The following is a 26249-nucleotide window of genomic DNA, read 5'->3' on the forward strand; positions in this document are numbered from 1 at the left end:
CCAACTTGGTCTGGTCAACATTGCCTGACTTGGATCTGTGGCCAGGCCATTGTGGATCCTACGGTGGATCTGCGGTGACGAGATCGAAACCTCGATGGGAACGTGAGCAGCAGATGACGGTGGCGAGGATCGACGACCTCGGTGAGCGGTTGCAGCGAGAACGCGTTCGCCGTTTCGTCGGGCGCGCGGCCGAGCTGGAGATCTTCGCTGAGCACCTGGTCACGGGTGGTCCGGAGCACACGCCCGCTGTGCTGTGGGTGTACGGACCCGGAGGGGTGGGCAAGTCGAGCCTGCTCGCCGCATATGCACGTCGAGCCCGGGCCGCCGGCCGCCGCGTCGCTGAGATCGCGGGCGGTGCCGACCCGGCCGCGGTCCGCGCTGCACTGGTCGACGCATTGGGATTCGCCGGCCCGGGCCTGACCCGTGCCGACCGGCCGGTGGTGCTGCTCGACGCTGTGGAGCATTGGCCGGTCGGCGAGGACTGGTTGCGCGAGGAGTTGCTGCCGGCTCTGCCGGCGCAGAGTCTGGCCGTGGTCGCGCACCGCAGACCTCCCGGCCACCGTTGGTTGGCTGATCCCGGTTGGCGACAACTGCTGCGGATGCTCCCTCTTGATGACCTCGAGCCGGCTGCGGTCGGGGCGCTTCTCGCGGCCGAGGGTCTGCCACAGCGGCACCTGCCCGCGGTGATGCGGCTGACCTTTGGTCATCCGCTGGCCGTCGCTTTGTGTGTGGAGGAGCTGCGCCGAGCCGACGCCGGTCAGATCCCGGCCAGTCTGGCGGAGGTGCCCGCCTTGATCGACGGGCTCTTGTCCGCGGTCGTGGACCGACCCCCTGGCGGCGCGCACCGGATCGCGCTGCAGGCGAGTGCGCACGCCGGGATCACCACCGAAGCTGTCCTGCGAGCCGCGATGCCGGATGTCCCGCCGACGGAGGTGTCGCAGTTGTGGGACTGGCTGCGCGAGCTGTCCGTCGTCGAGGAGACGCCGACCGGGCTGCGTCCGCTGCCGTTGGCCCGCAGCCTGATCGATGCCGATCTGCGGCGCCGCGACCCGGAGGGTTATGCCCTGCTGCATCAGCGGCTGCGTGGGCACCTGGTCGAGCAAGTGCGCCGGTCGGCCGGTCATCCGGCGGCGGCGCACCAGGCGTTGCGTGAGCTGCTGTTCTTGGCCCGGCCGCTGCTGGGCGACACGACAAGCCGGTGTGAGGCCAACTCCCGACCCGCCCGGGCGACCCGGGTCGGTCCCAGCGATGTCCAGGACGTCGTCGATCTCCTGGGCCGACTCCGCGGCGGCGCTGCCGCACGAACCGCCGGTTGGTGGCTGGACCGCTATCGGGAGTCCTTCCGGGTGGTGCGAGACGAAGCCGGCGGCCTGATCGGGGTCGGGGCAAGGCTGCCGCTGCACCTGGTGCGGTCCGAGGATCTCGCCGCGGACCCGGCAGCGGCCCGCATGCTCAGGTACGTCGAGCAACACGCGCCGGCTCGGCCGGGCGAGCAGGTGCTGGCCTGGCGGTTTCTGATCGGCGGGCGAGACGATGCTGATCGGCAGCGGGGCGTGGCAGAGGTCTTCCGCGGCTGGCACCTGGAAGACATCCTGCTGCGGTCGCCGGCAGCCTGGGAGTTCGTCACCGTCGACGGGGGATCGCGGTCCTGGTCGGCGCTGCTGCAGAGCTGGGACTTCGCCGAGATTCTGGGCGACGATCGCCCCGCGGGCCGCGAGATCACCTACGCCCACGACTGGCGCCGGGTCGGCGTGGCCGCCTGGCTGGAGCGTACGGCTGCCCGCGAACTCGGCGAGCGCATCGACGACGAACCAGTCGCCCACGTGGCGACGCTGCCGTACGAGGACTTCGCGGGATCGGTGAAGCAGGCGCTGCGGGATCTGCACCAACCATCCGCTCTGCTGCGCAATCCGCTGCTGGGGTCGGGAATCGCTCGGGCACGGCGACGCGCTGACCCCGAGGTCAGCCCGGATCGGGTGCTGCGCGGCCTGGTGTCCGACGCCGCGCAGGTGTTGAAAGAGGACCCGCGGAATCAGCATCTCTACCGAGTCCTGGACCGCACCTACCTCAGGCCGGCAGCCAGCCAGGAGAAGGCGGCTGAGCTGCTCGACCTGCCCTTCACGACGTTTCGTCGTTATCGCGACCGGGCTGTCGCGTCGGTCAGTGACTGGTTGTGGGAACTCGACGTCGACAGCGGAGTGCGCTCTGCCTGACCTCACGGCTTCCGGCCGATGACGGCGCCGTTCGCCCCGGCGGCCTCGAACCAGACCGTGCGGATGTCTTGGCAGCCAAGCTCGGCCAACCAGGCGCCGTACTCGGCCGGGGTGTAGTTGCGGCCCTCGGTCTCGACCAGCATGTTGAGGCTCATCAACGCTGCGGCGGGCGGACCGGTTCGCGTGTCGTTGACGAGCAGTTCGGCGACGATCACCTGTCCACCGCTCGGCAGGGCTGCCCAGCATTTCCGGAGGATCGTGCGGCACCGGTCCTCCGCCCAGTCGTGCAGAATCATGGACAGCAGGATCGTGTCGTGCCCACCGGGCAGCGAAGGATCGGCGAAGAAGTCACCAGCCACAGTCTCGATCCGGTCCGAGAGGTCTGCTTCCTTGACTTTCCCGGCGGCGATGTGGGCGATCTGCGGCAGCTCGTAGACGGTTGCGGCGAGGTCGGGATAGAGCCGGCATAGTTCGATGTCGAATGCTGCGGAGCCACCGCCGACGTCCAGCAGCTTGCGGGCACCGCTCAGATCGACGCTTTCGCCCAGGGCGCGAGCGGTGAACGTCGAGATCGAGTGCATCGCCTCCCAGAACACCGAGAGCAGCTCGGGATCCTCGCCGTCGAAGAGCGAGCTCTGCCGGTCCGGATCCCAGGTGGTCGGGCGGTTGGTCCGGATCGCCTCAGCCAGCCGGCCCCAGCCCGGATAGAGCCGCTGGTCGAGCATCTGTACGAAGCCGCCGAAGTAGTAGGGCTTGCCGCGCACCAGGAACTCGTCGGCAAGCGGGCTGTTGACATAGCGGCGGCCGTTCTTCACGAGCAGTCCGAGCGCTGCGCATCCGGTGAGCAGCATGTCCGCCGGTCGCTCCTCGATCGCGAGTGCCTCGGCAAGCTCTCCTGCCGTCGTGCCGGGCGTGCCGGACAGACGAGAGAACAGGTCGAGCTCGTGGGCTGCGGCGAGCGTCTTGGATGCCCAGAAGCCGGTCGTCAATTGCATCAAGGGGACGGGCGAGAGTGCTCGATCGGCGTCCGTGGTCATGGCACCTCCACAAGGTGTGTTGTCGGCGACCGTGATCGGCCCCGAAGCGTTGGTTGCGCTGCCACGCTGCGCCGGATCGGTGTCCAACAGCCAGACCAGGTCCTGCCCACTTGCTGCCGTCGTGAGGTAGTTCGGCACCAAATGGTCTGCAGCTGGCCTGTTTGTTGGGCAGACCGGGGGGAGAGGGTCGAACGATCGACCTCGTACGAACGGTCGACCCCTCACCTGAAAGGTGCAAGCGCATGGGGCGCGTGGTTTTCGACATCAGCATGTCCTTGGACGGCTACATGACTGCCGCCGGGCAGACCGCGGACGAGCCGTTGGGTCCGGGCGGTCAGCGGCTCAACGAGTGGGCCTTCGGGACGGACGAGCAGAACCAGGACTACCTGGCCAGCCAGGTCGCCGGGCTGGGTGCGGTCATCACCGGTCGGACGACCTACGACACGTCCCTGCCCTGGTGGGGTGCGGACGGTCCGAGCGGGCCGGCCCGGCGACCGGTGTTCGTGCTCACCCACTCCGCGCCGCAAGATCCGCCGACCGGGGGCGTCTACACCTTCGTGGTCGACGGCATCGAGAGTGCCCTGAGCCAGGCCCAGGCCGCCGCCGGTGACCAGGCGGTCTGCATCATGGGCGGCGCGAACATCGGGCAACAGTTCCTGGCGGCCGGTCTCGTCGAGGAGATCTCGGTGCATCTGGTCCCGGTGCTGTTCGGTGCCGGTACCCGCATGTTCGACCACCTCGGTCCTGACCACCTGCAACTGGAGGCCCTGGGCGCGGTGGCCACACCGGCCGCCATCCACACCCGGTTCGGTGTCCCGCCGCGGCAGTAGCACCGCACACTGCTCGAGGACACCATCAGAGCCGCCGAATGTGCGGCCTGACATACTCACTATTGACCACCCGGCAACACGCAACCAGCCATCCTCATTGGACCTCTTGTTTAGGAGCCCCATGTCCCTTGTCGTCGGTGTCCCCAAAGAGATCAAAGACAACGAGAACCGCATCTCGGTGGTGCCCGACGGCGTTGCCGAGTTGGTGCACCACGGTCACTCCGTTCTCGTCGAAGCCGGTGCTGGAGCCGGCTCGCGGTTCAGTGACGAGGAGTATGCGGCCGCGGGCGCGACCGTGGTGTCGAGTGCCGATGAGGTGTTCGCAGGTGCCGACCTGATCGTCAAGGTCAAGGAGCCGATCCCGGCCGAGTACCACCGGTTCCGCGAGGGTCAGCAGCTGTTCACCTACCTGCATCTCGCGGCCGACAAGCAGCTCACCGAGTTCCTGCTCGAGCGCAGGATCGACTCCATCGCGTACGAGACCGTGCAGACCGCGGACCGGCGACTGCCGCTGCTCACCCCGATGAGCGAGGTCGCCGGCCGCATGTCGGTCCAGGCCGCCGCCCGGGCGCTGGAGTCTCCCGCCGGCGGTGCCGGGATTCTCCTCGGCGGCGTACCCGGCACTCCGGCGGCAAAGGTGACGATCATCGGTGGTGGTGTCTCCGGCACGGAGGCGGCGAAGATCGCGATGGGCATGCGCGCCATCGTCCGGGTCCTCGATACCAATCCGGTCCGCCTGGCGTACTTGTCCGATGTGTTCGGTGGCCAACTCGACCTGGTCGTGCCGAACCGGGCCGTCACCGCCGCGTACGTCGCCGAGTCCGACGTGGTGATCGGCGCCGTGCTGGTGCCCGGCGCGAAGGCCCCGAAGCTGGTGAGCCGGGAGATGATCGCCAGTATGCGACCCGGCAGTGTCGTGGTCGATATCGCGATCGATCAGGGCGGCTGCTTCGAGACCAGCCGAGCGACCACCCACTCCAACCCGACGTACGTCGAGGAAGGGGTCGTGCACTACTGCGTCGCCAACATTCCCGGCGCTGTGGCCCGCACGTCCACCCTCGCGCTCACCAACGCCACGCTTCGCTATCTGGTCACCGTGGCGGGCCGGGGTGTCCGCGGTGCCGCGGCAGCCGATCCGGCGTTGGCTCTGGGACTCTCCACCCTCGACGGCAGCCTCTGCAATCTCGCGGTCGCCGAGGCTCACGGACTGCCCTTCCACGACGCCGAGCTTGCGCACTAGTCGGACTGGAAGTTCTCCAGCGAGGGGTCGTCTTAGTGGCCGACGTTCGTGACGACGTTCAAGATGCGCTTCATGCCTGAACTCGCTGGATCGAGGTCGGGACGGGCATGTGCAGGGCCAGTTGGCCGTTGGTGACCACATCAAGCTGGATGGTCCTGATCGGTTGCAAGGATCGGACGTCGTCGGCCATTCGGCCGATTCCGAGCTGCAGGTTCACTCCACGAGGGAACCGGGTGGTGCCGGCACTCAGCAGGTTGGTCTGACTGAGGGTGGAGTGCCATGCGCCGCCGATGGACGTGTACGAGGTCAGTGTCGCGACGTGCTCGCCGGTGCCGGCCGTGGCCTGTCGCGGTGTTGCCGCCGAGAGCGCGATGTCGGTCTCGCCGTCGTCGTTCGCCACGCGGGCGGAGGTCCGGGTGGTGTCGATCTCGACGTCCAGGTCGGTGACCCACTTCGGGAACCCGTAGCCGTCGTGGCCGCGCACGTGGGCGATCTCGGTGCTGACCGGCAACGACAGCACGTACGAGTGCAAGTGCTCGTTCTTCAGAGCGGCGACGGTGTCGACCAGACCGAGACCACCGTGCCGGGCGGGTCGAACAGCGATCCCCACAGCTGCTTCGGTGTAGAAGTCGATGTCGCATACGTCGTAGCGGAAGAACATCACCGACACGAGGCCAAGACCCGGCGCGACCTCCAGCGGCGACAGCTCCTTCGGCAAACGACTGCGGATCGCTCGCGACGGCGCGATCATCGTGAGTCGGGCGGTGGAGATCCGGTAGTAGAAGTTCGGCGTCAGCGTCGGTCCGATGGGGGAATCGACCCGGACCTTGGGCAGCCGGCGAAAGAAGTCCACGCTGCTCACCCGCGGGTCGGCGGCGACCACGTCGAGGTCGGTATCCATGCGGAAGCGGTCGTACAGGCCACCCTTCGGTACGTCGACCGCACGACCGCCCAGGTCGACGGTGACGGTCTGCTCGGTGCTGACGGACACAGGCTGCTCCTCAATGTTTACGTTGCTTACATCAACGTTGCTAGTGGTTGATGTGAGCAGTGTCAACACTGTGCTTCGGGCGGTGGCGTGCGTAGCCCCTGGCGCGCTAGTCGGGCGTCGGTGACTGGGCCGAGCGAATTGCCAGCAAAGCGGCGAGTGCTGCGCGTACGTGGTCGGCGACCTCCTCCGTGGAGCGCGCGGTCAACTTGCCGTCCGCATACAGGCAGGCCATCCCATGTGCGAAGGCCCACCCGGCCGCGGCGAGCGCCTTGGCGTCGCCGCCGGGAAAGACACGAGCCATGGCGGACTCGAGCAGGGAGTGGATCCGTCCCGCGGCCTCGACGCGCTGCTCATTCCCCTCGTCGCACGCGTTGGTGAACATCACTCGGAACAGCGCCGGCCTGCGCAGGGCGAAATCGACGTAGGCCACTGCGAGATCGCCGAGATCCTCGGCTGTTGCCGGCGGCTCCTCGTGGGCGGTCAGGTCGGCCAGCAAGTCGCGTAGCCCCGCGGCTGCCAGGGCAGACTCCAGTGCGTCCCGATCGGTGAAGTGCCGATACAACGCGGTGGGTGAGACTCCCGCTTCCCGTGACACTGCGCGCAAGGAGAACTGTTCCCCGGCCTCCAGCATGCGCATGGCCGTGGCCAGTGAGGCGGCGCGCAGGTCGCCGTGATGGTAGCCACTCTTCGTCGAAGTTGACACGGTGCACGTCGCTCCTCAGCGCTTATGTGAGCAACGTAAACATATCTCATCCCGGAGGCGCTGGCCGCAGCTCGCCAGATTCCCTGGGGATTCGCTGCGTGTGACCTTGCCAGGTCGTACGCTCACCGCCATCTCCCCGCGGGGGCGGGGAGTGGGGACGGGAGGACTTGGTGTCGATGCGGCGGGTGCGTGACTGGCTTCGACCGGCGAGGGTAGGGCTGCTGGTGGCGGTGATCGTGCTCGCGCTGCTCAATGTCCCGGGTTGGGTGCTGCGACTCCAAGGTCCGGCATCGCTCGATCCGCCACGGTTCCCATCGACGATCGCCAGCTATTCCTGGCACACGAACTCGCTGGCCGACGGGGAGATGGAGGCGGCGTCGTTGCTCTATCAGAACGGTGTCGGAGTGGAGTTCGGTGACAGCCCGATGGCTGTGCTGCTGGGTGCGGACGGCGCCACCTATCGGCGACTCGCTCAGGCGGAGGCTCGGTCGACGCCGATGGATCAGGGGGATCCCGGCCCGAGCGTCCTGTCACCAGACGGTACGTTCGTGGTCATCGGCAGCTCCGGGGCCACCGGCGATATCGATGTCGTGACATTGCGCGACGGGCACCGTCGCACGCTCTCGGTGGGCGATGGTCGTACCGCGATGCCGGCCGCGATCGGGCCGGACTCTCAAACAGTCCTGCTCGCGGTGAGCGATGAAGAGGTGAACAGATATGCCGAGGGGGAGCGCCTTGGGCTGGCCAGCATCGATCTGGCCACTGGTCGTATGCGGGAGTATCCCGGCATCAGCGACGTCGGAGGAGCTGCGCTGTCGCCGGATGGGAATCGCATCGCGATCATCCGCGGTGACACCTTCGAGGTGATTGATGCCGACTCTGGCCGGCGCATCACGCAGCTCCCGGTCGAGATCGAGCGCGACTCTCGTTGCTACGAGGACGAGGGATACGAGGACGAGGGATACGAGGACGAAACCGTGGACGACGGTGAGGAGAGCGAGGACGGTGAGGAGGCGGAGACGAGTCCCGACGCCGAGAATGGCGCGACTGCTGATGACGCGAGTGAGGATGACGATGGCTACACCTGCCCCGAGCTCAGCCTGGATGGTGATGCCTGGTCGCCCGACGGACGTCGGATCGCGGCGACCCTGGGTACCACGGTCCTCGTCGCGGATTTCTCCGGTGCCGAGCCATCGCTTCGGCGGTTGCCGCTGGAGACACCTGACTACTGGGGAGCCGTGCTCGGCTGGCGCGATGACTCGACGGTTCTTGTGCATGCACCAACTGACGGCGACGCGAACAACGCCGAGCTGCTCTGGGTTGACGTCGTGAACGGCAGCTGGCAGACCTTTGCGACCTATCGGCCCAACTTCACCGGTGCAGCAATGGCGTCCGTCGACGCGGCCCGTGACCTGATCCCGCGGTGGCAGGTCGAGTCGCGGCCCGTCGACCGCGGTCCGTTGCCGTGGTGGGCCGCCCTCTTGCGTGCGGTGGCTGCCGGCCTCCTGGCGATGCTGCTCACTGCCGTCGTGCGACGCCGGCTGCTTCGGCCGGGCGCGCCGCACTGACTGTCAGCAGGGTGGCATTGACAGGGCCTCCCACCGTCGCTGCTCGGCTGGTTGAGTAGGCCGGGGACCTGACCAGTCCCGGACAGCGAGCAGTCGGAGGAGAGAATCGATGCGCGGAACGATCTTGTACGGACCAGGCGATGTGCGAGTCGAGGACCGGCCCGATCCGGTGATCAAGGAACCCACTGACGCGGTGATCCGGACGGTCGCGACCTGCGTCTGCGGCTCGGACCTGTGGCCGTACCGCGGGATCGACCAGCTCGCCAAGCCACGGCCGTACGGACACGAGTACGTCGGCATCGTCGAAGAGGTCGGCGAGCGGGTCACCACGCTGACGCCCGGGCAGTTCGTGGTCGGCGGCTTCTATGCCTCCGACGGCACCTGTGCCCACTGCCGCGCCGGTTTCCAGTTCTCCTGCGTCAACTCCAGCCCGTTCGACGGCTGCCAGTCCGAGCTGATCCGGATTCCGCAGGCGGATGGCACCTTGTTCGCCACCCCGACGTTGCCGGACGAGGAACTGATCCCGAGCTTGCTCGCCCTGTCGGATGTGATGAGCACCGGTTGGCATGCCGCGGTCAGTGCGAACGTCCAGTCGGGTGCGACAGTGGTCGTGGTGGGCGATGGGGCCGTCGGACTCTGCGCGGTGCTTGCCGCCCGCGAGCTGGGTGCCGAGCGGATCATCGCGATGAGCCGGCACGAGTCCCGGCAGCGGATCGCCACCGATTTCGGTGCCACCGACATCGTTGAGACCCGCGGTGACGAGGGAGTCGCCGCGGTCATGGAGCTGACCGATGGCGTTGGCGCGGACGCGGTCTGTGAGGCGGTCGGCACCGGGGAATCGATGACTCAGGCGGTACGGGTGGTCCGACCCGGTGGCATGGTCGGGGTCGTCGGCGTGCCGCACGGCGTGGAGTTGCCGCTGCGACAGATGTTCTTCGGCAATGTCGGAGTCAAAGGTGGCCCGGCGTCGGTGGCTCAGTATCTGCCGACACTGCTGGACAAGGTGCTCAGCCGGCAGATCGAGCCGGGCAAGGTGTTCGATCTGGAGTTGCCGCTGGAGCAGGTCGCCGAGGCGTACGCGGCGATGGACGAGCGTCGTGCGATCAAGGTCCTGCTTCGGCCCTGATGTGCTATTCCGGCACAAGCTGCGTGTTCGTCTCCGATGACGGTGACGAACACGCAGTTTGTTGCCGCTGAACGACCGAATCTGTAGCAACGACGAAGAGGAAGGCATGCTCATGGCGTATCTCGATGACTACCCGACCCTGGCGACAACGGATCCGGAGCTGGTCGAGTATGTCGACCGCTTCGTCGCCGAGGAGGTGCTGCCGCACGGCAGCCTCGATGATCGGACACGGCTGATCGTCCAGCTCGCCGCGCTGATCGCCGGTCAGGCACACGGCGCGTACCGGGTGCTGCTCGGCACTGTGCTCGCATCCGGGGTCAGCCCGGTGGAGGTGCGGGAGATCGTCTATCAGGCGGTCCCGTACGTCGGGTTGGGCAAGGCGCTCGACGCCCTGACCATCACCAACGAGGTCTTCGTCGAGCGAGGTGTCGCGCTGCCGCTGCCGGCACAGTCGACCACGACCCCGGCAAACCGGCTGGCTCGCGGGCGCCAGGTGCAGGGTGAGGTGGTAGGGCACGCCGGGGTCGACGCGATGTATGCCAATGCACCGGCTGATCTGGCCCACATCCAGGTCTATCTGTCCGGTAACTGCTTCGGTGACCACCTGACCAGGACCGGGCTCGACCTGCCTACGCGCGAGCTGATCACGTTCGCGTTCCTGGTCGCCCAAGGCGGCTGCGATCCGCAGGTGAAGGGCCACGTCCGGGGCAACCTGAATGTCGGCAACGACCGGGCTCGGCTGATCGACGTCGTCACCCAGCTGCTGCCGTACATCGGCTATCCGCGCTCGTTGAACGCGATCAATGCGATCAACGAGGTCATTCCTCCCGCCTAACGACCTCAGCCGGGTTTGGGCTGGCCGTTGCGCTGGGAGATCTCGTCGGCCGCCTCGATCACCGCCGGCGCGAGAGCGGGGATGGTCTCGGCGTTGATCCGGAAGTTGGGGCCGGAGATCGAGATGGCGCCCACGACCTGACCATTCATGTCGCGGATCGGCGCGGCGATGGCCGCCAGGCCGATCTCGAACTCCTCCATCGTGGCGGCGAAGCCCTGGTCGCGTACCTGCGCCAGCTCGGCTTCCAGTTCCCGCCGACCGGTGATCGTGTGCTCGGTGAATCGCTGTCCGGGCCGCTCGAAGTACGCGGCGCGCTGCTCTGCCGGCATGAACGCCAAGAAGATCTTGCCGGAGGAGGTGGCGTGCATCGGGGTGCGCTTGCCCGCCCAGTTGACGCTGGTCACAGAGGCCGCTCCGATCACCTGATCGAGGCTCAGCACCGAGTCGCCGTCCGCGATATCGACGCTCGCGCTCTCGCCGACTCGTTCGGCCAGATCCTCGCAGATCCTGCGGCTCACCTGGGACAGATCGAGCTTGCGGGACGCGCCGGCGGCGAGCTGCACCACCCCGTAGCCCAGCTGATAGCGGCCGCGTGCGCCGGTCTGGTCGACCAACCCGCGGGCCTCGAGCGTGTACAGCAACCGGAACACGGTTGACTTGTGAATGCCCAATTCGTTGGCGACATCGGTCACCGCCGTCGGACCGCGACGAGCCAGCACCTGCAGGATCGACACCGCCCGGTCGACGGAGTGCACCGACATGTCTCGCTTGGCGGCACCGTCTCCCATGGTGAAACTCTATGCGACCCAATCCCCACTTCGCACCATTTCGGTCTACTTCGCATGGGGTCTACCTGGTGCGCAGTAGCAGGGAAATGGTGCGAAGTGGAGGGAGGGAGGGGCGCCGGGTCGGGACTGAGTTGGCGCGGAGTGGGAATCGACGGGACCGCGAAGCCGAAGTAGTCGAGCTACGAACGGAAGGCGGAGGCCAGCTCGGTGATCCGGGCGGCATCTGCCGGGTCGAGCGGGGAGATCGGCTCGCGGGTCGGACCGGCGGGGAAGCCGACGACGTCGAGAGCCAGCTTGACCGCGGCGACGTAGTTGACCGAGAGCGAGCCGTCCAGCAGCGGGTAGATCCGCGCCCAGGCCTGGCGAGCAGCCGCCAGGTCCCCGGCCTGAATGGCGTCGTAGACGGCGACGATCTCGGCCGGGATGACGTTGGCGGTGCCGGCCATCACGCCCGCCGAGCCGGAGGCCAGCGAGGACAGGATCAGGCTGTCCCAGCCGAGGAAGAGCCCGAGTCGGTCGCCGTAGTAGTGGATCAGCTGCGCGGCCTGCGCCATGTCGGGGGTGGTGTTCTTGATGTAGCGGATGTTCTCCACCGAATCGGCGAGCTCGGCGACCAGGCTTGGCGGCAGATCGACGCCGGTGGCACCTGGCAGGTTGTAGATCATCACCGGGATCTGCACGGAGCTGGCGACCCGACGCAGATAGTGAGCGGTCTCGTCCAGCGACAGCGGCTCGTAGAACGGTGCGACCGGCATCACCACGCTGGCGCCGACGGACTCGGCATGCTGAGACAAGGCGATGGCCTCGGTGACGCTGGTCGAGCCGGTCTGCGCGACCACAGGCACGCGGCCGGCGGCGTGGTCGACGACGGTCTCCACGACCTGACGGCGCTCGTCAGAGCTCAGGGCGCTGAACTCGCCGGTGGAGCCGCAGGCGACGACGCCGTGTACGCCGCCGTCGATCGTGCGATCGACCAAGGCGCGGAGGGTCGGCACATCGAGGGCGCCATCGGCGGTGAACGGGGTGGCCAGGGCGACGAGTACGCCGTGCAGTGCGGTGTCGGAGGTCATGAGCGGAGGGTCCTTCCGGGGTTGAATGAGGCTCGGTGGGTAGTCGGTTGTGGGGCTGTGTACGCGAACTGGCGGTGGTGCGCGGGCTGGTCGAGAAGCGACCCGCGGACTCTTAATCCGCTGCGTGCTGGGTGATGGCGGGGACGTGGCGCTGGCGATCGGTCGCCAGCAGGCTGGCCGCCTCCTGCGCGGCGGCGAAGCCCGAGGTGATCGCAGACTCGGTATACAAGGTGCCGAGGTAGTCGCCGGCCAGGAACACCCGGCTCGAGGGACGGGTCAGGATCGGCTGTAGCTTGGCCCGGCCCGGCGCGCAGTAGGGCGAGCCGTCCTGCCAACGGGAGGCGTTGGCCTCGACCACGCTGTCGGCGAATCCATGGCCGAGCACCTCTTCCAGGTCGGCGAGGTGGGTGTTGACGATCTCCTCGTCGGACTTGTCGAGCAGAGCTCGGCCGAGGCTGGCGGGAGAGAAGGTCATGATGCTGCCGCCGGGCTGGCGGACCGACTCGCTGCCGCGCACGATGCTGGCCTGGTTGAGGGCGATGGCGAACGACCGCTTGGGGCAGGCGATGGCGTACACGTCGTCCCAAGGACGAGCCGAGGTCTCGTTGGTCAGGAACGCTGCCGACACGTGCGGGCCGTAGACGATCTGGCCGAGCGCGCCGCGTACCTCTTCCGGCAGGTCGACGGCCACCCGATGGGAGACCGTGGCTGGGGTTGCCAGCACGACCGTACGCGCCTCCACCTCGTGATCGGCATCGCCTTGGCGATACCGCACCACGACGGAGTCGCGTCGGTGCACGATCTCCTGCACCTGAGCGCCGAGTTGTACGCGATTGCCGAGAGCCACGGCGACGGCCTCGGTCAGGGTCGACGGTCCGCCGACGATGCCGCGGCCGAGTCCTTGTCCGCCGCTCAGCACCAGGCTGAAATAGCCGATGCCCGACCCGGCGGAGATCTGGTCCATGTCGCCGGCCGAGCGGGTCACCGTGACCTTGAACAGCTCCGCGGCATCGGAGGGGATATCGCCGACGAAGTCGGCGAAGGTCCGCTCGTTCTCGAAGTCGTAGATCCGCTGCTGTCGCTGGGCGCCGGACTCGCCGGGCCGCTGGCGGACCACGCGGGAATACCGGAGCACCGCGGCGGCGATCTTCGCGCCGGAGGTGAACACGGCCGCTCGGTTGGCCATCGACATCGGCACCCGGAGGGGATAGGTCTCGATCCGCCCACTCGGGACGAAGGCGCCGTTCATCGACAGCGCCTTCAACGAGCCAGGAACATCGACGGCGGTGACGCCGACCTCGTGCAGCAGGTCGTCGGTCGAGCTGCCCGGGCCGGCGAGCACATGGGCGCCCCAGTTGAGCCAATAGGCTCCCCGTCGCTCCGATCGGATGCGACCGCCGACGCGATGATCGGCCTCCAGCAGAACCGAGTCCCAGTGGCGCAATCGCCAAGCGGCTGCCAGCCCGGCAATACCGCCGCCGACGATGACGACGTCTCTCATGAGCATCCCCTTAGCTCGGTCACATCACTGGACCGACAACTGATATTTCAGAACGTAGATCACCCGATGTCGGGTGTCAATAGTGCGCAGTTGGTCTGTAGGTCGGCGCCTCAGCGAAGCAACCAGGTCAGCGAATCGACTCAGTGCTTCAGCGAATCAACAGGGACCGGACGGCGACGGAGTAGTCGCCGAGATGGGCCCGGGCGGCCAGTGTCGCAGCCTCCGCATCGCCGGCCACGATTGCCGCCACCACCTCCTGCTGATCGCGTCCCACCGAATGCTGCCTGGGGACCCGCCGCAGGCCGTAGTGCCAGATGCGCATCATCAAGTTGAGGTACTGCGTGAGGCTGGCCTCGAGATACGGATTGTGCGCCGCGACGTAGACCGCCTTGTGAATCTCGTAGTCCAGCAGGTGGTACTCGCTGGTGATGTGGTTCATCCGATCGTCGTCGAGCCGCGCGGCCAACGTGGACAGTGCGTCACGCTCGTCCGGTGTCGCCCGCGCGGCCGCGAGCGCCGCCGCCAGCCCTTCCAGGTTCAGCCGGATCTCGGTCAGCCACTGCTCGTCGCTGACGGTGATCTCGGCGACGAACGTGCCTCGACGCGGATAGGTGACGACCAGCCGCTCGAGGGTGAGCCGCTTGAGCGCATCACGGATCGGGGACATGCTCATCCCCAGCTCTGCGCTCAACTCCTTGTCGTCCAGTGGTGCGCCCGGTTCGACTCGGAGGAAGACGATGTCGTCGCGAATCCGCTCGTACGCCTGCTCAGCCAACCCGACCACGCCATGAGGATAAGTCAGTGTTGAGCTGATAGCTGGGGTCGACAGGTCAGGCGTCGATCTTCAGATCGCTCAGCGGTGTGGAGCAGCAGATCAAGATCTTCCCCGCGGCCACTTCCTTGGGTCGGATGCCACCGTTGTGCTGCATGTCGACCGAGCCATCCAACATCACCGTCTTGCAGGTGCCGCACATGCCCTGGCTGCACGACGACGGAGGTCGTAGCCCGGCAGTGAGCGCCGCATCGAGGACAAACTGTTTTGCTCCGCAGGTGACCGTCTTACGACTGCGCACGAACTCGATGTTGAAGGTCGCCTGCTCTGCTTCGGCTTCGCCGCCGTCCTGGGGCACCTCGATCTCGCGGGCCTGCTGCTCACCTGCAGGCAGGCTGTCGAAGTCGAAGCTCTCCTCGTGATAGTTGGCCATGTCGTAGCCCAACGCCGTCACGATGCGTCGAACTGCGGCCATGTACGCCGGCGGACCGCAGGTATAGGTGACCCGCTCGTTCAGATCGGGCACGATCGCCTCCAGTGCCGCCGCGCTCAGTCGGCCCCGAAGACCCATCCACCGTTCGGAGGGATAGTCGCCCTCGCAGATGTGCACGACCTTGATGTTCGGCATCACCGCGGCGATCGCCTCCAGCTCGCGCCGGTAGATGATGTCCGCCGGGGTGCGGGCATTGTGGATGAAGATGATGTCGGCCGCGGAGCCGAGATCGGTGAGTGTCCGGGTCATCGACATGACCGGTGTGATGCCGCTGCCGGCGGACAGGAACAGATACTTGTCCGCCATCGGGCTGGCCAGGGTGAACTGTCCGAGTGGCGCCAGCACGGTCACCTCGGTGCCGGCTACGAGGTTGTCGTGCAGCCAGTTGGAGACCGGCCCGCCGAGCACCCGCTTCACCGTGATCGAGATCAGGTGCGGTCGGGTGGGCGGCGACGAGACCGTGTAGCAGCGGTTGATCGGCTGTCCGTCGATCTCCAGCTGCAGGGTGATGAACTGCCCGGCCTCGAAGTTGAAGACTCTTCCGTCGGGTGCACCGAAGAGAAACGTCTTGACATCGTGGGTGATCTCCCAGACGCCCCGGCAGACCAACGTGGTCTGGTCATCCTCCGCCCAGCACTCGGGCGAGGAGAGCGGTGGCAGGAGCCCCGGGGACCGAGGATCCACTGCACGGGAAGTAGTGGTGGTCACCGGAACGCCGCCACGTGGTGCTGCAGGCGGGTGATGTACCAGTTGGCGAACGCCTCGACGTCGTCCTCGACCAGCGAGTACGGACCAGGGATATAGCCCGGGTTCATGACGCCATTCTGGGTGTCGGCAACGAGCTCTCGGTCCTCCCGGTTGGTTGCCTCCCAGACCGCGGTCAGTGACTCGACGTCGTAGTCGACACCCTCGACCGCATCCGGGTGCACCAGCCAGGTGGAGCGCACGATGCTCTTCTCCGGCGAGATGGGCAGCACGCGAAACACGACGGCATGGTCGCTGAGGAAGTGGAACCAGGAGTTCGGTTGCAGGTGCAGCGAGAGGTCGCCGAACCTCGGCTCGGTCATCGTGCCGAGCAGCTTCTTGCACAGCTGGGCGCCGCCCTCGGAGAAGCTGATGCCTGCTCCGTCGAGCGCCAGGTGGCTCAGCTGGAAGCCGGTGGCCCGGGTGTCCAGCTCGCGGCGCTCCTCCTGCGGAAAGCCGCGCAGCAAGCAGACCCGGTCCAGATCGGCACGGGCCGCCTGATAGCGCTCGAACACCGGCCGCAGCCGGGGGGTGATGTCGTCCTCGGAATAGCCGAACAGTGGGAAGTAGGCGCTGACCAGCTCGGGATGGGCGCCGTCGCAGTGCTGGCACTCGCGGTTGTTCTCCATCACCAGCTTCCAGTTGCCCTCTTCGACCAGGTCGGTCTGGTGGGCGACCTTGGCGTTCGTCAGGTCGTACGGCGCCAGGTAGGGCTCGAGGAACTCGGCGACCTCGTCGAAGTCGTCCGGTGGGTTGTCGGAGAAGCAGACGAAGATCAGCCCGGCGACCACCTTGACGTTGACCGGATTGAGACCGAAGCGCGATTTGTCGAAGGTGTCCGGTTGGGACTCGGCGAAGATCAGGTCGCCGTCGGGGCGGTAGGTCCACTGGTGGTAGGGGCACACGATGTTGCCGACCGAACCGCAGGCATCCTTCAGCAGCCGCGAGCCGCGGTGCCGGCAGACGTTGTGGAATGCGCGGATCTCCTCGTCGTCGTCACGGACGATGATGACCGCGTACGGGCCGATGTCGATGGTGAGGTAGTCACCGGCGTCCGGGATCTCGGCGGTCACGGCGCTGAACAGCCAGTGCCGGCCGAAGATCACCTCGAGATCCAGGTCGAAGATCTCCTGGCTGGCGTAGAAGGGGGCGGCCAAGCTGTAGCCCACAGCTCGGTCCCTGACGAGCGTCTCGAGCTCGACGGGTGGGGTCTGGATTGCCAGGCTCACGGGGACTCTCCTCAATGTCCGGGGGTCGCACCTGCCGAAGCTCTGGCTCGCGTGACGATCGCGCTACAGGTGTTTCGCAATGCGGAACAGTTTCAACAGGATAGACAAAGTGTAGATCCCGGACTCTGCGGCTGCAACAGGGTCAGCCGGCCGCGTGGCGAAGCCGGTCCAGGAGGGCCGGGTCGAGGTCAGCCTGCTGAGCAATCTCCGTGACTTCCAGGGCGGGCAGCCGTACCTGGTGTTCGGCGGTGAGGCGATCGAGGTAGGTCGTGATCCGATCGAGCGAGCCGCCGAAGACCTGCGGGTCGATGCAGAGGATGAAGACGCCGATGGCGGGGGATTCCGTGCCGCGGTCGAAGGGTGGCGAGTCCAGGGAGAACGAGGCGCCGGACAAGGTGGCGAGCAGTTCGACCAGGAGGGCGATGTTGCCGCCGCGGTGACCGCCGAACGGCAGCAAGGTGCCGTGCAACGCTGTCTTGGCGTCCTCGGTCGGTCGTCCATCCGGACCAAGTGCCCATCCTGGCGGGATCGACCTGCCGCCCGCCGCGGCGGCGCGGATGTTGACGTACGCGGTGGCGGAGGACGCCTGGTCGATCACCAGTGGGAGTTGGCCAGGACGTGGTACGGCGTACGCGACGGGGTTCGTCCCCAACACCGAGTGTGGTGCCCCACCGAGTGACATCAGCGCAGTCGCGTTGGCGACGGCTAGGCCCAAGAGCCCTTGCCGGGCGAGCGACCGGGGGTAGTAGCCGAGCTCGCCGCAGGTGAAGGAGCCCTTGATCCACAGCGCCGCGATCCCGGAGCTGGTCGTCGCCGACAGCAGCTCGGCTCGAGCTTCGGCGAAGGCGACCTGAGCCAGTCCCCGATCAGCATCGACCTCGACGACCGCCGGGGCGACCCGGCGTACCACTGGCCGAGCGCCGGCAGTGATCCGGCCCTCCCGATAGCCGGCCAGATAGTCGAAGAGGTGCGCGACGCCGACTGCACGGATGCCGAGCAGTTCGGCCTCGACGGTCGCTTCCGCCAGGGTTGTCGCGGCGGTCTGCTCCGCGCCGACTTGAACCAGCGCGTCGACGCACAGTCTGATGAGTTCGTCCTGCTGAACCACGGTCACTCGGCGAATCCTGCCACCTGGGTTGAAGTCGCTCGGCGGTGCCGAACCAGCCATGCTGGAAAAAAACGTGTTTAAATCTTCACGAACGAATCTCTTGACGCACGGCTCAGGCTGCTTTTAGTGTCGAGCCCGGCGTCCAGTCGGTCGGGACGATGCCCGTGTGGCATTGGTCCGTCCTCCCGCCTGGGCCTTGGTCGACCGGCTCAGACGTGCTGCCCCAACGACCCTCGACGGGAGGTCTGACATTGAACGCGATCGTGGCTAACGGCACCTACAAGGTGTTCGGGAAGCGTCCCGAGCAGGCCGTCGCCCGGTTGCGCGCTGGGGCCACTCGCGACGATCTCCGCAAGGAGGGGAGCACGGCGGCTGTCATTGATGCCTCTTTCGACGTGCGTGCGGGCGAGATCTTCGTCGTGATGGGACTGTCGGGGTCGGGCAAGTCGACGCTGATCCGGATGGTCAACGGGCTGCTCGAGCCGACGGCAGGCGAGTTGCTGGTGCACGGCAACGACATCGCGAAGATGAACGCCGAGCAGTTGCGGCGGATCCGCCGGGACAACGTCAGCATGGTCTTCCAACACTTCGCACTGTTCCCACACCGGACGGTGGGGGAGAACGCCGCGTACGGACTGCAGATCCAGGGCCTGCCCAAGGACGAGCAGTGGCGGCGGGCCCTGGCAGCCCTGCGCATGGTCGGTCTGCAGGGTTGGGAGGACTCCATTCCCAACCAGCTGTCCGGTGGCATGCGGCAGCGGGTCGGCTTGGCCCGCGCGCTCGCGACCGGTACCGACATCTTGTTGATGGATGAGGCGTTCAGTGCCTTGGACCCGCTGATCAAGCGCGAGATGCAAGACCAGCTGGCCGGACTGCAGCACAAGCTCGGCAAGACGATCCTGTTCATCACCCACGATCTGAACGAGGCGATGCGACTCGGCGACCGGATCGCGATGATGCGGGACGGGCGGATCGTGCAGATCGGCACACCGGAGCAGATCCTCAACGATCCGGCCAACGACTACGTCGCCAAATTCGTGCTGGATGTGGACAAGACCAAGGTGCTGACGGCGGCGGCTGTGATGGCGCCACCGATCCTCGCCAAGGAGGACGCCGTCCGGGTCGGCCAGGACGCCCGTCTCGCCGACCTGCTGGGGATCAGCGCTGCCCATCCGGAGGCTCTCGCTGTGGTCGACCAGGACCAGCGGGTGGTAGGTGCCCTGGACAGGGTGACCCTGCTGGAAGCGCTGGCCCGATGACCACGCAACCGTTGGACGTGCAGCTCCTGGGCCTGCAGCCACTCGAGTTGATCCCCCGGATCGAGCTGGGCGCTGTCGTGGAGAGCGCCTTCAACTGGCTGAAGACCAACTTCGACGCGTTCTTCGACGCCCTGGCCAGAGTGATCGGGGTGCCGACGGATGGCCTGATCGAGCTGCTCCAGGCGCCACCACCGGTGGTCATGGTGCTGATCTTCGCGCTGATCGGACTGTTGTTGCGCGGCTGGAAGTTCGCTCTGGGTGCCCTGTTCGGCCTGTTGCTGATCGTGAGCATGGACCAGTGGGAGGCGGCGATGGAGACGCTGGCCCTGGTTGTCGTGGCAAGTGTGATCGCCATCGTGATCGGGATCCCGGTGGGGATCTGGGCGGCTCGGGTGCGAGCCGCGAGCACGGCGGTCAGACCACTGATGGACCTGATGCAGACGATGCCCGCTCTCGTCTGGCTGGTCCCGGTCGTCACCTTGTTCAGCATCGGTGTCGTTCCCGGTGTCGTCGCGACGATCATCTTCGCGCTGCCGCCCGGCGTCCGGCTGACCGAGTTGGGGATTCGCAACGTGGATCCCGAGATAGTGGAAGCCGCCAACGCCTTCGGCGCCAAGCCCCGCCAAACGCTGTTCGGCGTGCAGCTGCCGCTCGCGCTGCCGACGATCATGGCCGGGATCAACCAGGTCATCATGCTCGCCCTCTCGATGGCGGTCATCGCCGGTCTGGTGGGCGCGGCCGGTCTCGGTGGGCAGGTGACCGCGGCGCTGGCCACCCTGAACCTCGGACTGGGCTTCGAGGCCGGCATCTCGGTGGTGATCCTGGCCATCTTCTTGGACCGGCTCACCATGGCCATCGGTCAGGGAAGGGCGAACCCCGGGCTGCTCAGCCTGGTGTTCCGCCGCCGTACGGACCCTTCGAAACCGCTCGTCACGGCCGGCGCGGAGGAGCCGGCTGCCGGCATCGAACGGGCACACGATATGAACCATCCAGAGCCAACACAGATCTCAACATCCACTATGGAGAGGACATCATGACCAAGCGAAAGCACATTGCCCTACGTGGGGTGGCCGTGATGGCTGCCCTGCTGCTGGGGCTGGCCGGTTGCAGCACCGGCAGCAGCGGCGAATCGGAGGCAGGTGGCGACAAGAATGTCACGCTCGGCGCCGTCGACGGCTGGACCGACATGACCAGCACCACTGCGGTGTTGAAGGCGGTCTTGGAGCAGAACGGGTACACCGTCAAGGTGACCAAGCTGTCCGACAACACCCCGCTGTACGCCGGGCTGGAGAGCAACGACATCAATGTGCTGTCCTCGTCCTGGATGGAGCGCACCCACAAGGACTACTGGATCCGCTACGGCAACAAGATCGAGGATGTCGGGGTCTGGTATCAGGGTGCCCAGAACTTCCTCGCGGTGCCGGACTATGTCGACGTCAAGTCCATCCCCGAGCTGGCCAGCAAGGCAGGCGAGTTCAACAACACGATCACCGGCATCGAGCCCGGTGCGGGTCTGACCCAGACGACGCAGAAGGCCACCATCCCGGCCTACGACCTGCAGGACTTCAAGCTGGTGACCTCGTCCACCGCGGCCATGCTGACCGAGTTGAAGACCAAGATCGATGCCAAGGAGCCGATCGTGGTGACCTTGTGGAAGCCGTTCTGGGCCAACCAGACCTTCCCGGTTCGTGCGCTGGAGGACCCGAAGAACGTCTACAAGCCGGAGAACCTGCACACCGTGGCGAACAAGGAGTTTGCCGCCGCGAATCCGAAGGTCGTCGAGATGCTGGCTGCCTTCAAGCTGACCGACGAGCAGTTCGCCGCCCTGGAGGACTCCGTCGTCAATGAGTTCGGTCAGGACAAGGAGGACGAGGCCGCGAAGGCATGGCTGGAGAAGAACCCGGACGTCAAGGACACGCTCACGAAGGCCCTGACGGGCTAGTTCGTCGCTGCCCGGGGTCCGAACGGATTCACAGCACAGGCAGCTAGCGGTATTACCCAGGCAAGTCACCCGACGTGCCGGTGCAGCATGACCAGCTGCGCCGGCATGTCGGGTTTTCCATCAAGTCAGCGGTGGCCACATCAGCGGCCAGCGGTCACGTGGCTCCGAAGAGCGGAGCAGGAGGAGAACAGCCATGGCAGGCAACAGAGTCGTCGTCTACAAGGGTCCCGGCGAGGTCGCGGTCGAGAGCATCGACTACCCGAAGCTCGAGCTACCCGATGACGTGGTCAACGGTCTCGGCATCAAGAAGGCGGCGCCGCATGCGGTGGTGCTGAAGCTGGTGACGACCAACATCTGCGGCAGCGATCAGCACATGGTCCGCGGCCGTACGACGGCGCCGATCGGCCAGACCCTGGGCCACGAGATCACCGGCGAGGTGGTCGAGGTCGGCGACGACGTGCTGTTCGTCAAAGAGGGCGACATCTGCTCGGTGCCGTTCAACATCGCCTGTGGCCGTTGTCGGATGTGCAATGAGGGCAAGACCGGCATCTGCCTCAACGTCAACCCGGCCCGCGCCGGTGCGGCGTACGGCTACGTCGACATGGGCGGCTGGCTGGGCGGTCAGGCGGAGTACGTGATGGTGCCCTTCGCCGACTTCAACCTGCTGAAGTTCCCCGATCGGGATGCGGCACTGGAGAAGATCCTCGATCTGACCATGCTGTCGGACATCTTCCCGACCGGCTACCACGGTGCCTACACCGCCGGCGTGACCACCGGCTCCACGGTGTATGTCGCCGGTGCCGGGCCGGTCGGCCTCGCGGCTGCGTACTCCGCGCAGCTGTTGGGTGCTTCGGTAGTGATCGTCGGTGACATGAATGCCGACCGACTGGCCCAGGCGCGCAGCTTCGGTTGCGAGACCGTCGACCTGTCCACCGGTGCCGGGTTGGCCGACATGATCGCCGAGCTGGTGGGCGAGCCCGAGGTCGATGCCGCGGTGGACGCGGTCGGCTTCGAGGCCCGTGGTCACGGGGCCGGCGCTGCTGAGGCGCCGGCGACCGTGCTGAACGACGCGATGACCGTCGCGCGGGCGGGGGCGGGGATCGGCATCCCAGGCCTGTACGTGACCGGTGATCCGGGTGCGGTCGACGACAACGCCAAGGTAGGCCAGATCGGGGTCCGTCTCGGCCTGGGTTGGGCGAAGTCGCACGTGCTGGCCACCGGTCAGTGTCCGGTCAAGCAATACAACCGGCAGCTGATGAACATGATCCTGGCTGATCGGGCGCACATCGCCAAGGCTGTGAACGCGGTCACCATCGGCCTCGATGATGCCCCACAGGGCTACCGGGAGTTCGATGCCGGCGCTGCCAAGAAGTATGTGATCGACCCTCATGGAATGGTAAAGAGCTGACACGCTCCGTACGCGGGCACGTTACAATCGCTTTACGAAACTTCAGTGGCGATTTTTTGTGCACACGTACAACCTGGTGCCAACTCCAGATCGTGGGATCTGGAGCTGGCTCACTGGTCGAAGGGTCACGAGATGTCCTTGGCTGCCACTAGCACTGGCTCCGATGATCGGCCTCGCTCGGCAGCAGCCGGCATCGACGCGCTGCGGCCGTTCGACGGTCGCGCCACTGCGGCGGCCGCGGCGACGAAGCGTGTGCTGCTGGGACGTCTGCACACCGAGGATGCCGCCTCCGCGGTCGCCCGGCGGCTGCGGACAGCGATCGGTCTGGGGGTCTTGGCGAACGGGGAGAAACTGCCGCGCGAGATCGATCTCGCCAGGCAGCTGGGAGTCACGGCGTTCTCGCTGCGCGAAGCGTTGGGCACCCTGCGGGCCGAGGGGCTGATCGTCACCCGGGTGGGCAAGAACGGCGGCAGCTATGTCGCCCACACGCCGGTCGGCGATGCGGTGGTCGGCGAGGAGCTGCTGCGTTGGTCGGCGACCGAGCTGCGCGATCTCGGCGACTGGCGGGCAGCACTGACCACGTACGCCGCCTGGCTGGCGGCACGGCGAGATCCGGTGGTGACTGCGGACCGGCTGCTGGCCTGCGCAGCGGAGTTGGCGGCGGCCACCGGCGCGGCCGAAGGACGACGGGCGATGGGTCGATTCCATGTCGAGCTCTCCGCTGGTGCCCAGTCCATGCGACTTACCCGTGCCGAGCTGGTTGCCCACGAGGAGTTCGACTGGCTGGTTCAGGTGCTGCTGCGTGGGCCGGTGCACCGCCGGGTCATCGCGGGCAAGATGCGGATGGTCGCTGACGCGGTGCGCTCCGGCGATCCCGCCCAGTCATGGGCGGCTGGGCAGATGATGGTGTCCTGCGTCGTGACCGAGCTGCTGCGTACCCGACTGCAGCTGATCGCGCTGCAGTACGCCAAGACGCGCGACGACGACCTGTTGGGGGACGGCGATCCGGCCGCCGAGATCCGGACGGTCTTCGAACGAGTGGTCGGCCAGCTGGACGAGATGGGTCGCGATGTCGCTGCTGCCTTCGATCAGCCCCTGGGCAGGCAGCCGTTGAGTGCTCAGTTGCTCGGCGCCGAGGTGGCTCGCAGCGTCCTGCCACGGATGAGCCAGCTGGACGACCTCGTGTACGGACTCGGGTTCATGGCTGAGGTCGGTGTGGTGCCCGACGCACAGTATTGGCTGGAGTGGTGGCAGCGTGCCGCGGATGGCACCTTCGATCGCGACTTCCGTCATGAGCTGGACCCCAGCCGCGACGACTTCTACGAGTATGGATCCAAGGGTTACATGGCCCGGCCACGCGAGACCGGGGAGCCGACCGCCATGGGTCCCTACATCGATCACGGTGGTGTCGACGACTATCTGGTCACGGTCTCGATGCCGGTGCAGCACGACGGCTCCTTCGTCGGCATCATGGCCGCCGATATTCGGGTGGCCGACCTGGAGCGAGTGCTCTCGCCTTGGCTGGCGCGGGCGAACGGCATCGGTGTCGTGTTGAATGCCGAGCGGAGGGTTCTGGTCTCGAACTCCGTGCGCTTCGAGGTGGGCGACGTCGTTCCGCCCGAGGCCGACCCGGGGCTGACCGAGGTGGGTTGCTTCGGCTGGTTGATCGGGCGGACGGCAGACGCCCCCTGAGCTACCGGCGGTGCAACGCTCAAAAGGTCTGTAACTAAATCTTAGTGTTCACAACTCTTGACGACCGCACAGCGATCCTCCTACAGTCATCCCGACCAGCAAGAGACCTGTAAGGCCCTACCCACGACGGGGAGTCGACCGACCCGACATCGCTTGCGCGCTTGCGGAGTCTGTCGACACCGCGTCGTCAGCTACGCCAGAACACCGTCCAACCGCTCGGCACGCTCGTGCCCCAGACCTGGAGGTCACTAGATGCTCACCCGCCAATCCCCCCGCGCCGTTGGCCGGGGGAGACCGCTGCCCAGGACTGTTTCCCGGAGGTGTGACTGATGACTGTGACCGAAAGCGCGGCCGCGCCGCGGGAGGTTTCCTCGCCGCAGTTCAAGAAGCGGTTCATGACCCGCCTGATCATCGTCCTGATCGGCGGCATGCTCCTGGACGGCTACATCCTCGGTATCGTCGGCCCGGTCAACGAGACGATGTCCGCGGATCTGGCGATCACCCCGGCGGTCGAGGGTTTGATCGCCGCAGCGGCCCTGATCGGTATCGGTGTCGGCTCCCCGATCGGTGGCTGGGCCGGTGACAAATTCGGTCGCAAACCATTGTTCATGATCGACATCTCGCTGTTCGTCGTCGCGTCGGCCTTGCAGCTTGTCGTCCATTCGCCCGAGATGCTGATCATCGTCCGACTGCTGATGGGCATCGCCATCGGGATGGAGTATTCGGTCGGCTGGCCGATGCTGTCCGAGTTCGCCCCGGCCAACATCCGTGGCTTGTTGCTGGGCGCGACCAACATCGCCTGGTACGGCGGCTTCATGCTCGCCTTCATGGTCGGCACCCTCCTGATCAGCAGCACGCACCTGAGCTGGAACTTCATTCTGTTCACCAGCACCTTCATCGCGATAGCGCTGCTCATCGGCCGACTCGGCATGCCGGAATCACCACGCTGGCTGTGGAACCAGGGCCGCAAGGAGGAGGCCCGGGCGATCGTGGACAAGTACATGGACCCGACCGAGTTCGCCGACATGGAGCACACCGAGGCCGTCAAGGGCAAGTTCTCCCAGTTGTTTGCGACCCCGGCGGCCCGCAAGGCGACCTTGTTCGTCTGCGGCTTCTGGTTCGCCAACGTGGCCCCGTACTTCGCGATCGCAACCTTCGCCGTCACGGTGATGAAGCAGTACGGCATGGACGGCGGCATCTGGAGCACCCTGGTGTCGGTCTTCTCCTTGCTCGGCGTCATCGTCTGCACCGTTCTGGTGGACAGGCTCGGTCGCCGCACCCTGGCCATCCCGTCGTCTTGGGCGGTCTTCGTGATGCTCGCCATCCTCGGCTTCTGGACCGGCGCACCGGGCATCATCGTGGTGATCCTGCTCTACATCTACTCCTTCATGAACGGCTTGGGCGGCGCCTTGTCCGGCATCTTCCCCGGCGAGGTGTTCCCGACCTCGATCCGCGGCGTTGGTACGGGCTTCGCGGCGGCGATCTCCCGGGTTGGTGCTGCACTGGGCACCTTCCTGCTGCCGATCTCGATGGTGGGTCTCGGTGCTGGCGTCACGATGCTGATCGCGGCCGGCGTCGCTCTCGCCGGTGCCGTGATCACCCAGCTCCTGGCACCGGAGACCAAGGGCATGAGCCTGGCCGAGGCGGCGAAGAACTTCTCGCACTGATTCAGCCAGATTCCCAAAGCCCGAAGTGCAAGT

Annotated in this window: 22 protein-coding genes; 12 read left to right on the forward strand and 10 right to left on the reverse strand. The window is 66.6% G+C overall.

What is annotated here, in order from left to right; all coding sequences use genetic code 11:
• The first annotated feature begins 113 nt into the window (after positions 1-113).
• Positions 114-2213, forward strand: a complete 2100-nt coding sequence (locus MLP_RS04755; protein WP_013861878.1) for an AAA family ATPase — start codon at positions 114-116, stop codon at positions 2211-2213.
• Between the two features lie 2 nt (positions 2214-2215).
• Here the strand turns inward: MLP_RS04755 and MLP_RS04760 are convergent, their stop codons facing one another.
• A complete protein-coding gene (locus tag MLP_RS04760) occupies positions 2216-3388 on the reverse strand; it encodes a methyltransferase (RefSeq protein WP_197536503.1) in 1173 nt (390 codons plus the stop codon).
• A gap of 104 nt (positions 3389-3492) precedes the next feature.
• On the opposite strand from MLP_RS04760, the gene MLP_RS04765 reads away from it, so the two are divergent.
• Positions 3493-4080: a dihydrofolate reductase family protein gene (locus MLP_RS04765; RefSeq protein WP_013861880.1), complete on the forward strand. Its 588-nt coding sequence runs from the start codon at positions 3493-3495 to the stop codon at positions 4078-4080.
• A 121-nt stretch (positions 4081-4201) separates the two neighbouring features.
• Positions 4202-5320, forward strand: coding sequence for an alanine dehydrogenase (gene ald / locus MLP_RS04770; RefSeq protein WP_013861881.1), 1119 nt, complete (start codon positions 4202-4204; stop codon positions 5318-5320).
• Positions 5321-5390: 70 nt separating this feature from the next.
• On the opposite strand, the gene MLP_RS04775 is transcribed toward ald, so the two are convergent.
• Together MLP_RS04775 and MLP_RS04780 are read right to left on the reverse strand one after the other, a co-directional pair.
• Positions 5391-6311: an acetoacetate decarboxylase family protein gene (locus MLP_RS04775; RefSeq protein WP_013861882.1), complete on the reverse strand. Its 921-nt coding sequence runs from the start codon at positions 6309-6311 to the stop codon at positions 5391-5393.
• Between the two features lie 106 nt (positions 6312-6417).
• On the reverse strand, positions 6418-7014 hold the full coding sequence (locus MLP_RS04780) for a TetR/AcrR family transcriptional regulator (RefSeq protein ID WP_013861883.1): 597 nt from the start codon (positions 7012-7014) through the stop codon (positions 6418-6420).
• 176 nt (positions 7015-7190) lie between these two features.
• Here MLP_RS04780 and MLP_RS04785 point away from each other — a divergent pair, with 176 nt between their 5' ends.
• From MLP_RS04785 to MLP_RS04795, 3 genes are all read left to right on the forward strand, one after another.
• Positions 7191-8582 carry a WD40 repeat domain-containing protein gene (locus MLP_RS04785; protein WP_156821029.1) on the forward strand — a complete coding sequence of 464 codons (1392 nt, stop codon included), beginning with the start codon at positions 7191-7193 and terminating at the stop codon, positions 8580-8582.
• Positions 8583-8691: 109 nt separating this feature from the next.
• Positions 8692-9708 carry a zinc-dependent alcohol dehydrogenase family protein gene (locus MLP_RS04790; protein ID WP_013861885.1) on the forward strand — a complete coding sequence of 339 codons (1017 nt, stop codon included), beginning with the start codon at positions 8692-8694 and terminating at the stop codon, positions 9706-9708.
• Between the two features lie 112 nt (positions 9709-9820).
• On the forward strand, positions 9821-10543 hold the full coding sequence (locus MLP_RS04795) for a carboxymuconolactone decarboxylase family protein (RefSeq protein WP_013861886.1): 723 nt from the start codon (positions 9821-9823) through the stop codon (positions 10541-10543).
• 5 nt (positions 10544-10548) lie between these two features.
• Here the strand turns inward: MLP_RS04795 and MLP_RS04800 are convergent, their stop codons facing one another.
• The 7 genes from MLP_RS04800 to MLP_RS04830 all read right to left on the reverse strand — a co-directional run bounded on the left by MLP_RS04800 (position 10549) and on the right by MLP_RS04830 (position 18254).
• Positions 10549-11331, reverse strand: a complete 783-nt coding sequence (locus MLP_RS04800; protein WP_013861887.1) for an IclR family transcriptional regulator — start codon at positions 11329-11331, stop codon at positions 10549-10551.
• A 179-nt stretch (positions 11332-11510) separates the two neighbouring features.
• A complete protein-coding gene (locus MLP_RS04805; protein ID WP_013861888.1) occupies positions 11511-12401 on the reverse strand; it encodes a dihydrodipicolinate synthase family protein in 891 nt (296 codons plus the stop codon).
• A 112-nt stretch (positions 12402-12513) separates the two neighbouring features.
• Complete coding sequence (locus MLP_RS04810) at positions 12514-13902, reverse strand: flavin monoamine oxidase family protein (protein WP_041791276.1); 1389 nt, start codon at positions 13900-13902, stop codon at positions 12514-12516.
• A 148-nt stretch (positions 13903-14050) separates the two neighbouring features.
• Positions 14051-14686, reverse strand: a complete 636-nt coding sequence (locus MLP_RS04815; protein WP_013861890.1) for a GntR family transcriptional regulator — start codon at positions 14684-14686, stop codon at positions 14051-14053.
• A gap of 46 nt (positions 14687-14732) precedes the next feature.
• On the reverse strand, positions 14733-15875 hold the full coding sequence (locus MLP_RS04820; protein ID WP_156821032.1) for a hybrid-cluster NAD(P)-dependent oxidoreductase: 1143 nt from the start codon (positions 15873-15875) through the stop codon (positions 14733-14735).
• The gene (locus tag MLP_RS04825; protein ID WP_013861892.1) at positions 15872-17140 is read right to left on the reverse strand and encodes an aromatic ring-hydroxylating oxygenase subunit alpha; all 1269 of its coding nucleotides are present in this window, start codon (positions 17138-17140) and stop codon (positions 15872-15874) included. The genes MLP_RS04820 and MLP_RS04825 overlap by 4 nt, the downstream gene beginning before the upstream one ends.
• A gap of 142 nt (positions 17141-17282) precedes the next feature.
• A complete protein-coding gene (locus tag MLP_RS04830) occupies positions 17283-18254 on the reverse strand; it encodes an Ldh family oxidoreductase (protein WP_013861893.1) in 972 nt (323 codons plus the stop codon).
• Between the two features lie 245 nt (positions 18255-18499).
• Between MLP_RS04830 and MLP_RS04835 the strand changes: the two genes are divergently transcribed.
• The 6 genes from MLP_RS04835 (at position 18500) to MLP_RS04860 (ending at position 26216) form a co-directional block, all read left to right on the forward strand.
• Positions 18500-19507, forward strand: coding sequence for a quaternary amine ABC transporter ATP-binding protein (locus MLP_RS04835; protein ID WP_013861894.1), 1008 nt, complete (start codon positions 18500-18502; stop codon positions 19505-19507).
• Positions 19504-20544, forward strand: coding sequence for an ABC transporter permease (locus tag MLP_RS04840; protein WP_013861895.1), 1041 nt, complete (start codon positions 19504-19506; stop codon positions 20542-20544). The genes MLP_RS04835 and MLP_RS04840 overlap by 4 nt, the downstream gene beginning before the upstream one ends.
• Positions 20541-21449 carry a glycine betaine ABC transporter substrate-binding protein gene (locus MLP_RS04845; protein ID WP_013861896.1) on the forward strand — a complete coding sequence of 303 codons (909 nt, stop codon included), beginning with the start codon at positions 20541-20543 and terminating at the stop codon, positions 21447-21449. Before MLP_RS04840 ends, MLP_RS04845 begins: the two co-directional genes overlap by 4 nt.
• Positions 21450-21642: 193 nt before the next feature.
• Positions 21643-22857 (forward strand): formaldehyde dehydrogenase, glutathione-independent, encoded by a 1215-nt coding sequence (fdhA, locus tag MLP_RS04850; RefSeq protein WP_013861897.1) that lies wholly within the window; start codon positions 21643-21645, stop codon positions 22855-22857.
• A gap of 132 nt (positions 22858-22989) precedes the next feature.
• Positions 22990-24549, forward strand: a complete 1560-nt coding sequence (locus tag MLP_RS04855) for a GntR family transcriptional regulator (RefSeq protein WP_156821033.1) — start codon at positions 22990-22992, stop codon at positions 24547-24549.
• A 329-nt stretch (positions 24550-24878) separates the two neighbouring features.
• Positions 24879-26216, forward strand: a complete 1338-nt coding sequence (locus tag MLP_RS04860; protein ID WP_013861899.1) for an MFS transporter — start codon at positions 24879-24881, stop codon at positions 26214-26216.
• The last annotated feature ends 33 nt before the right edge of the window (positions 26217-26249 follow it).

Origin of the sequence: Microlunatus phosphovorus NM-1 (assembly GCF_000270245.1) — a bacterium.
Lineage (GTDB): Bacteria > Actinomycetota > Actinomycetes > Propionibacteriales > Propionibacteriaceae > Microlunatus > Microlunatus phosphovorus.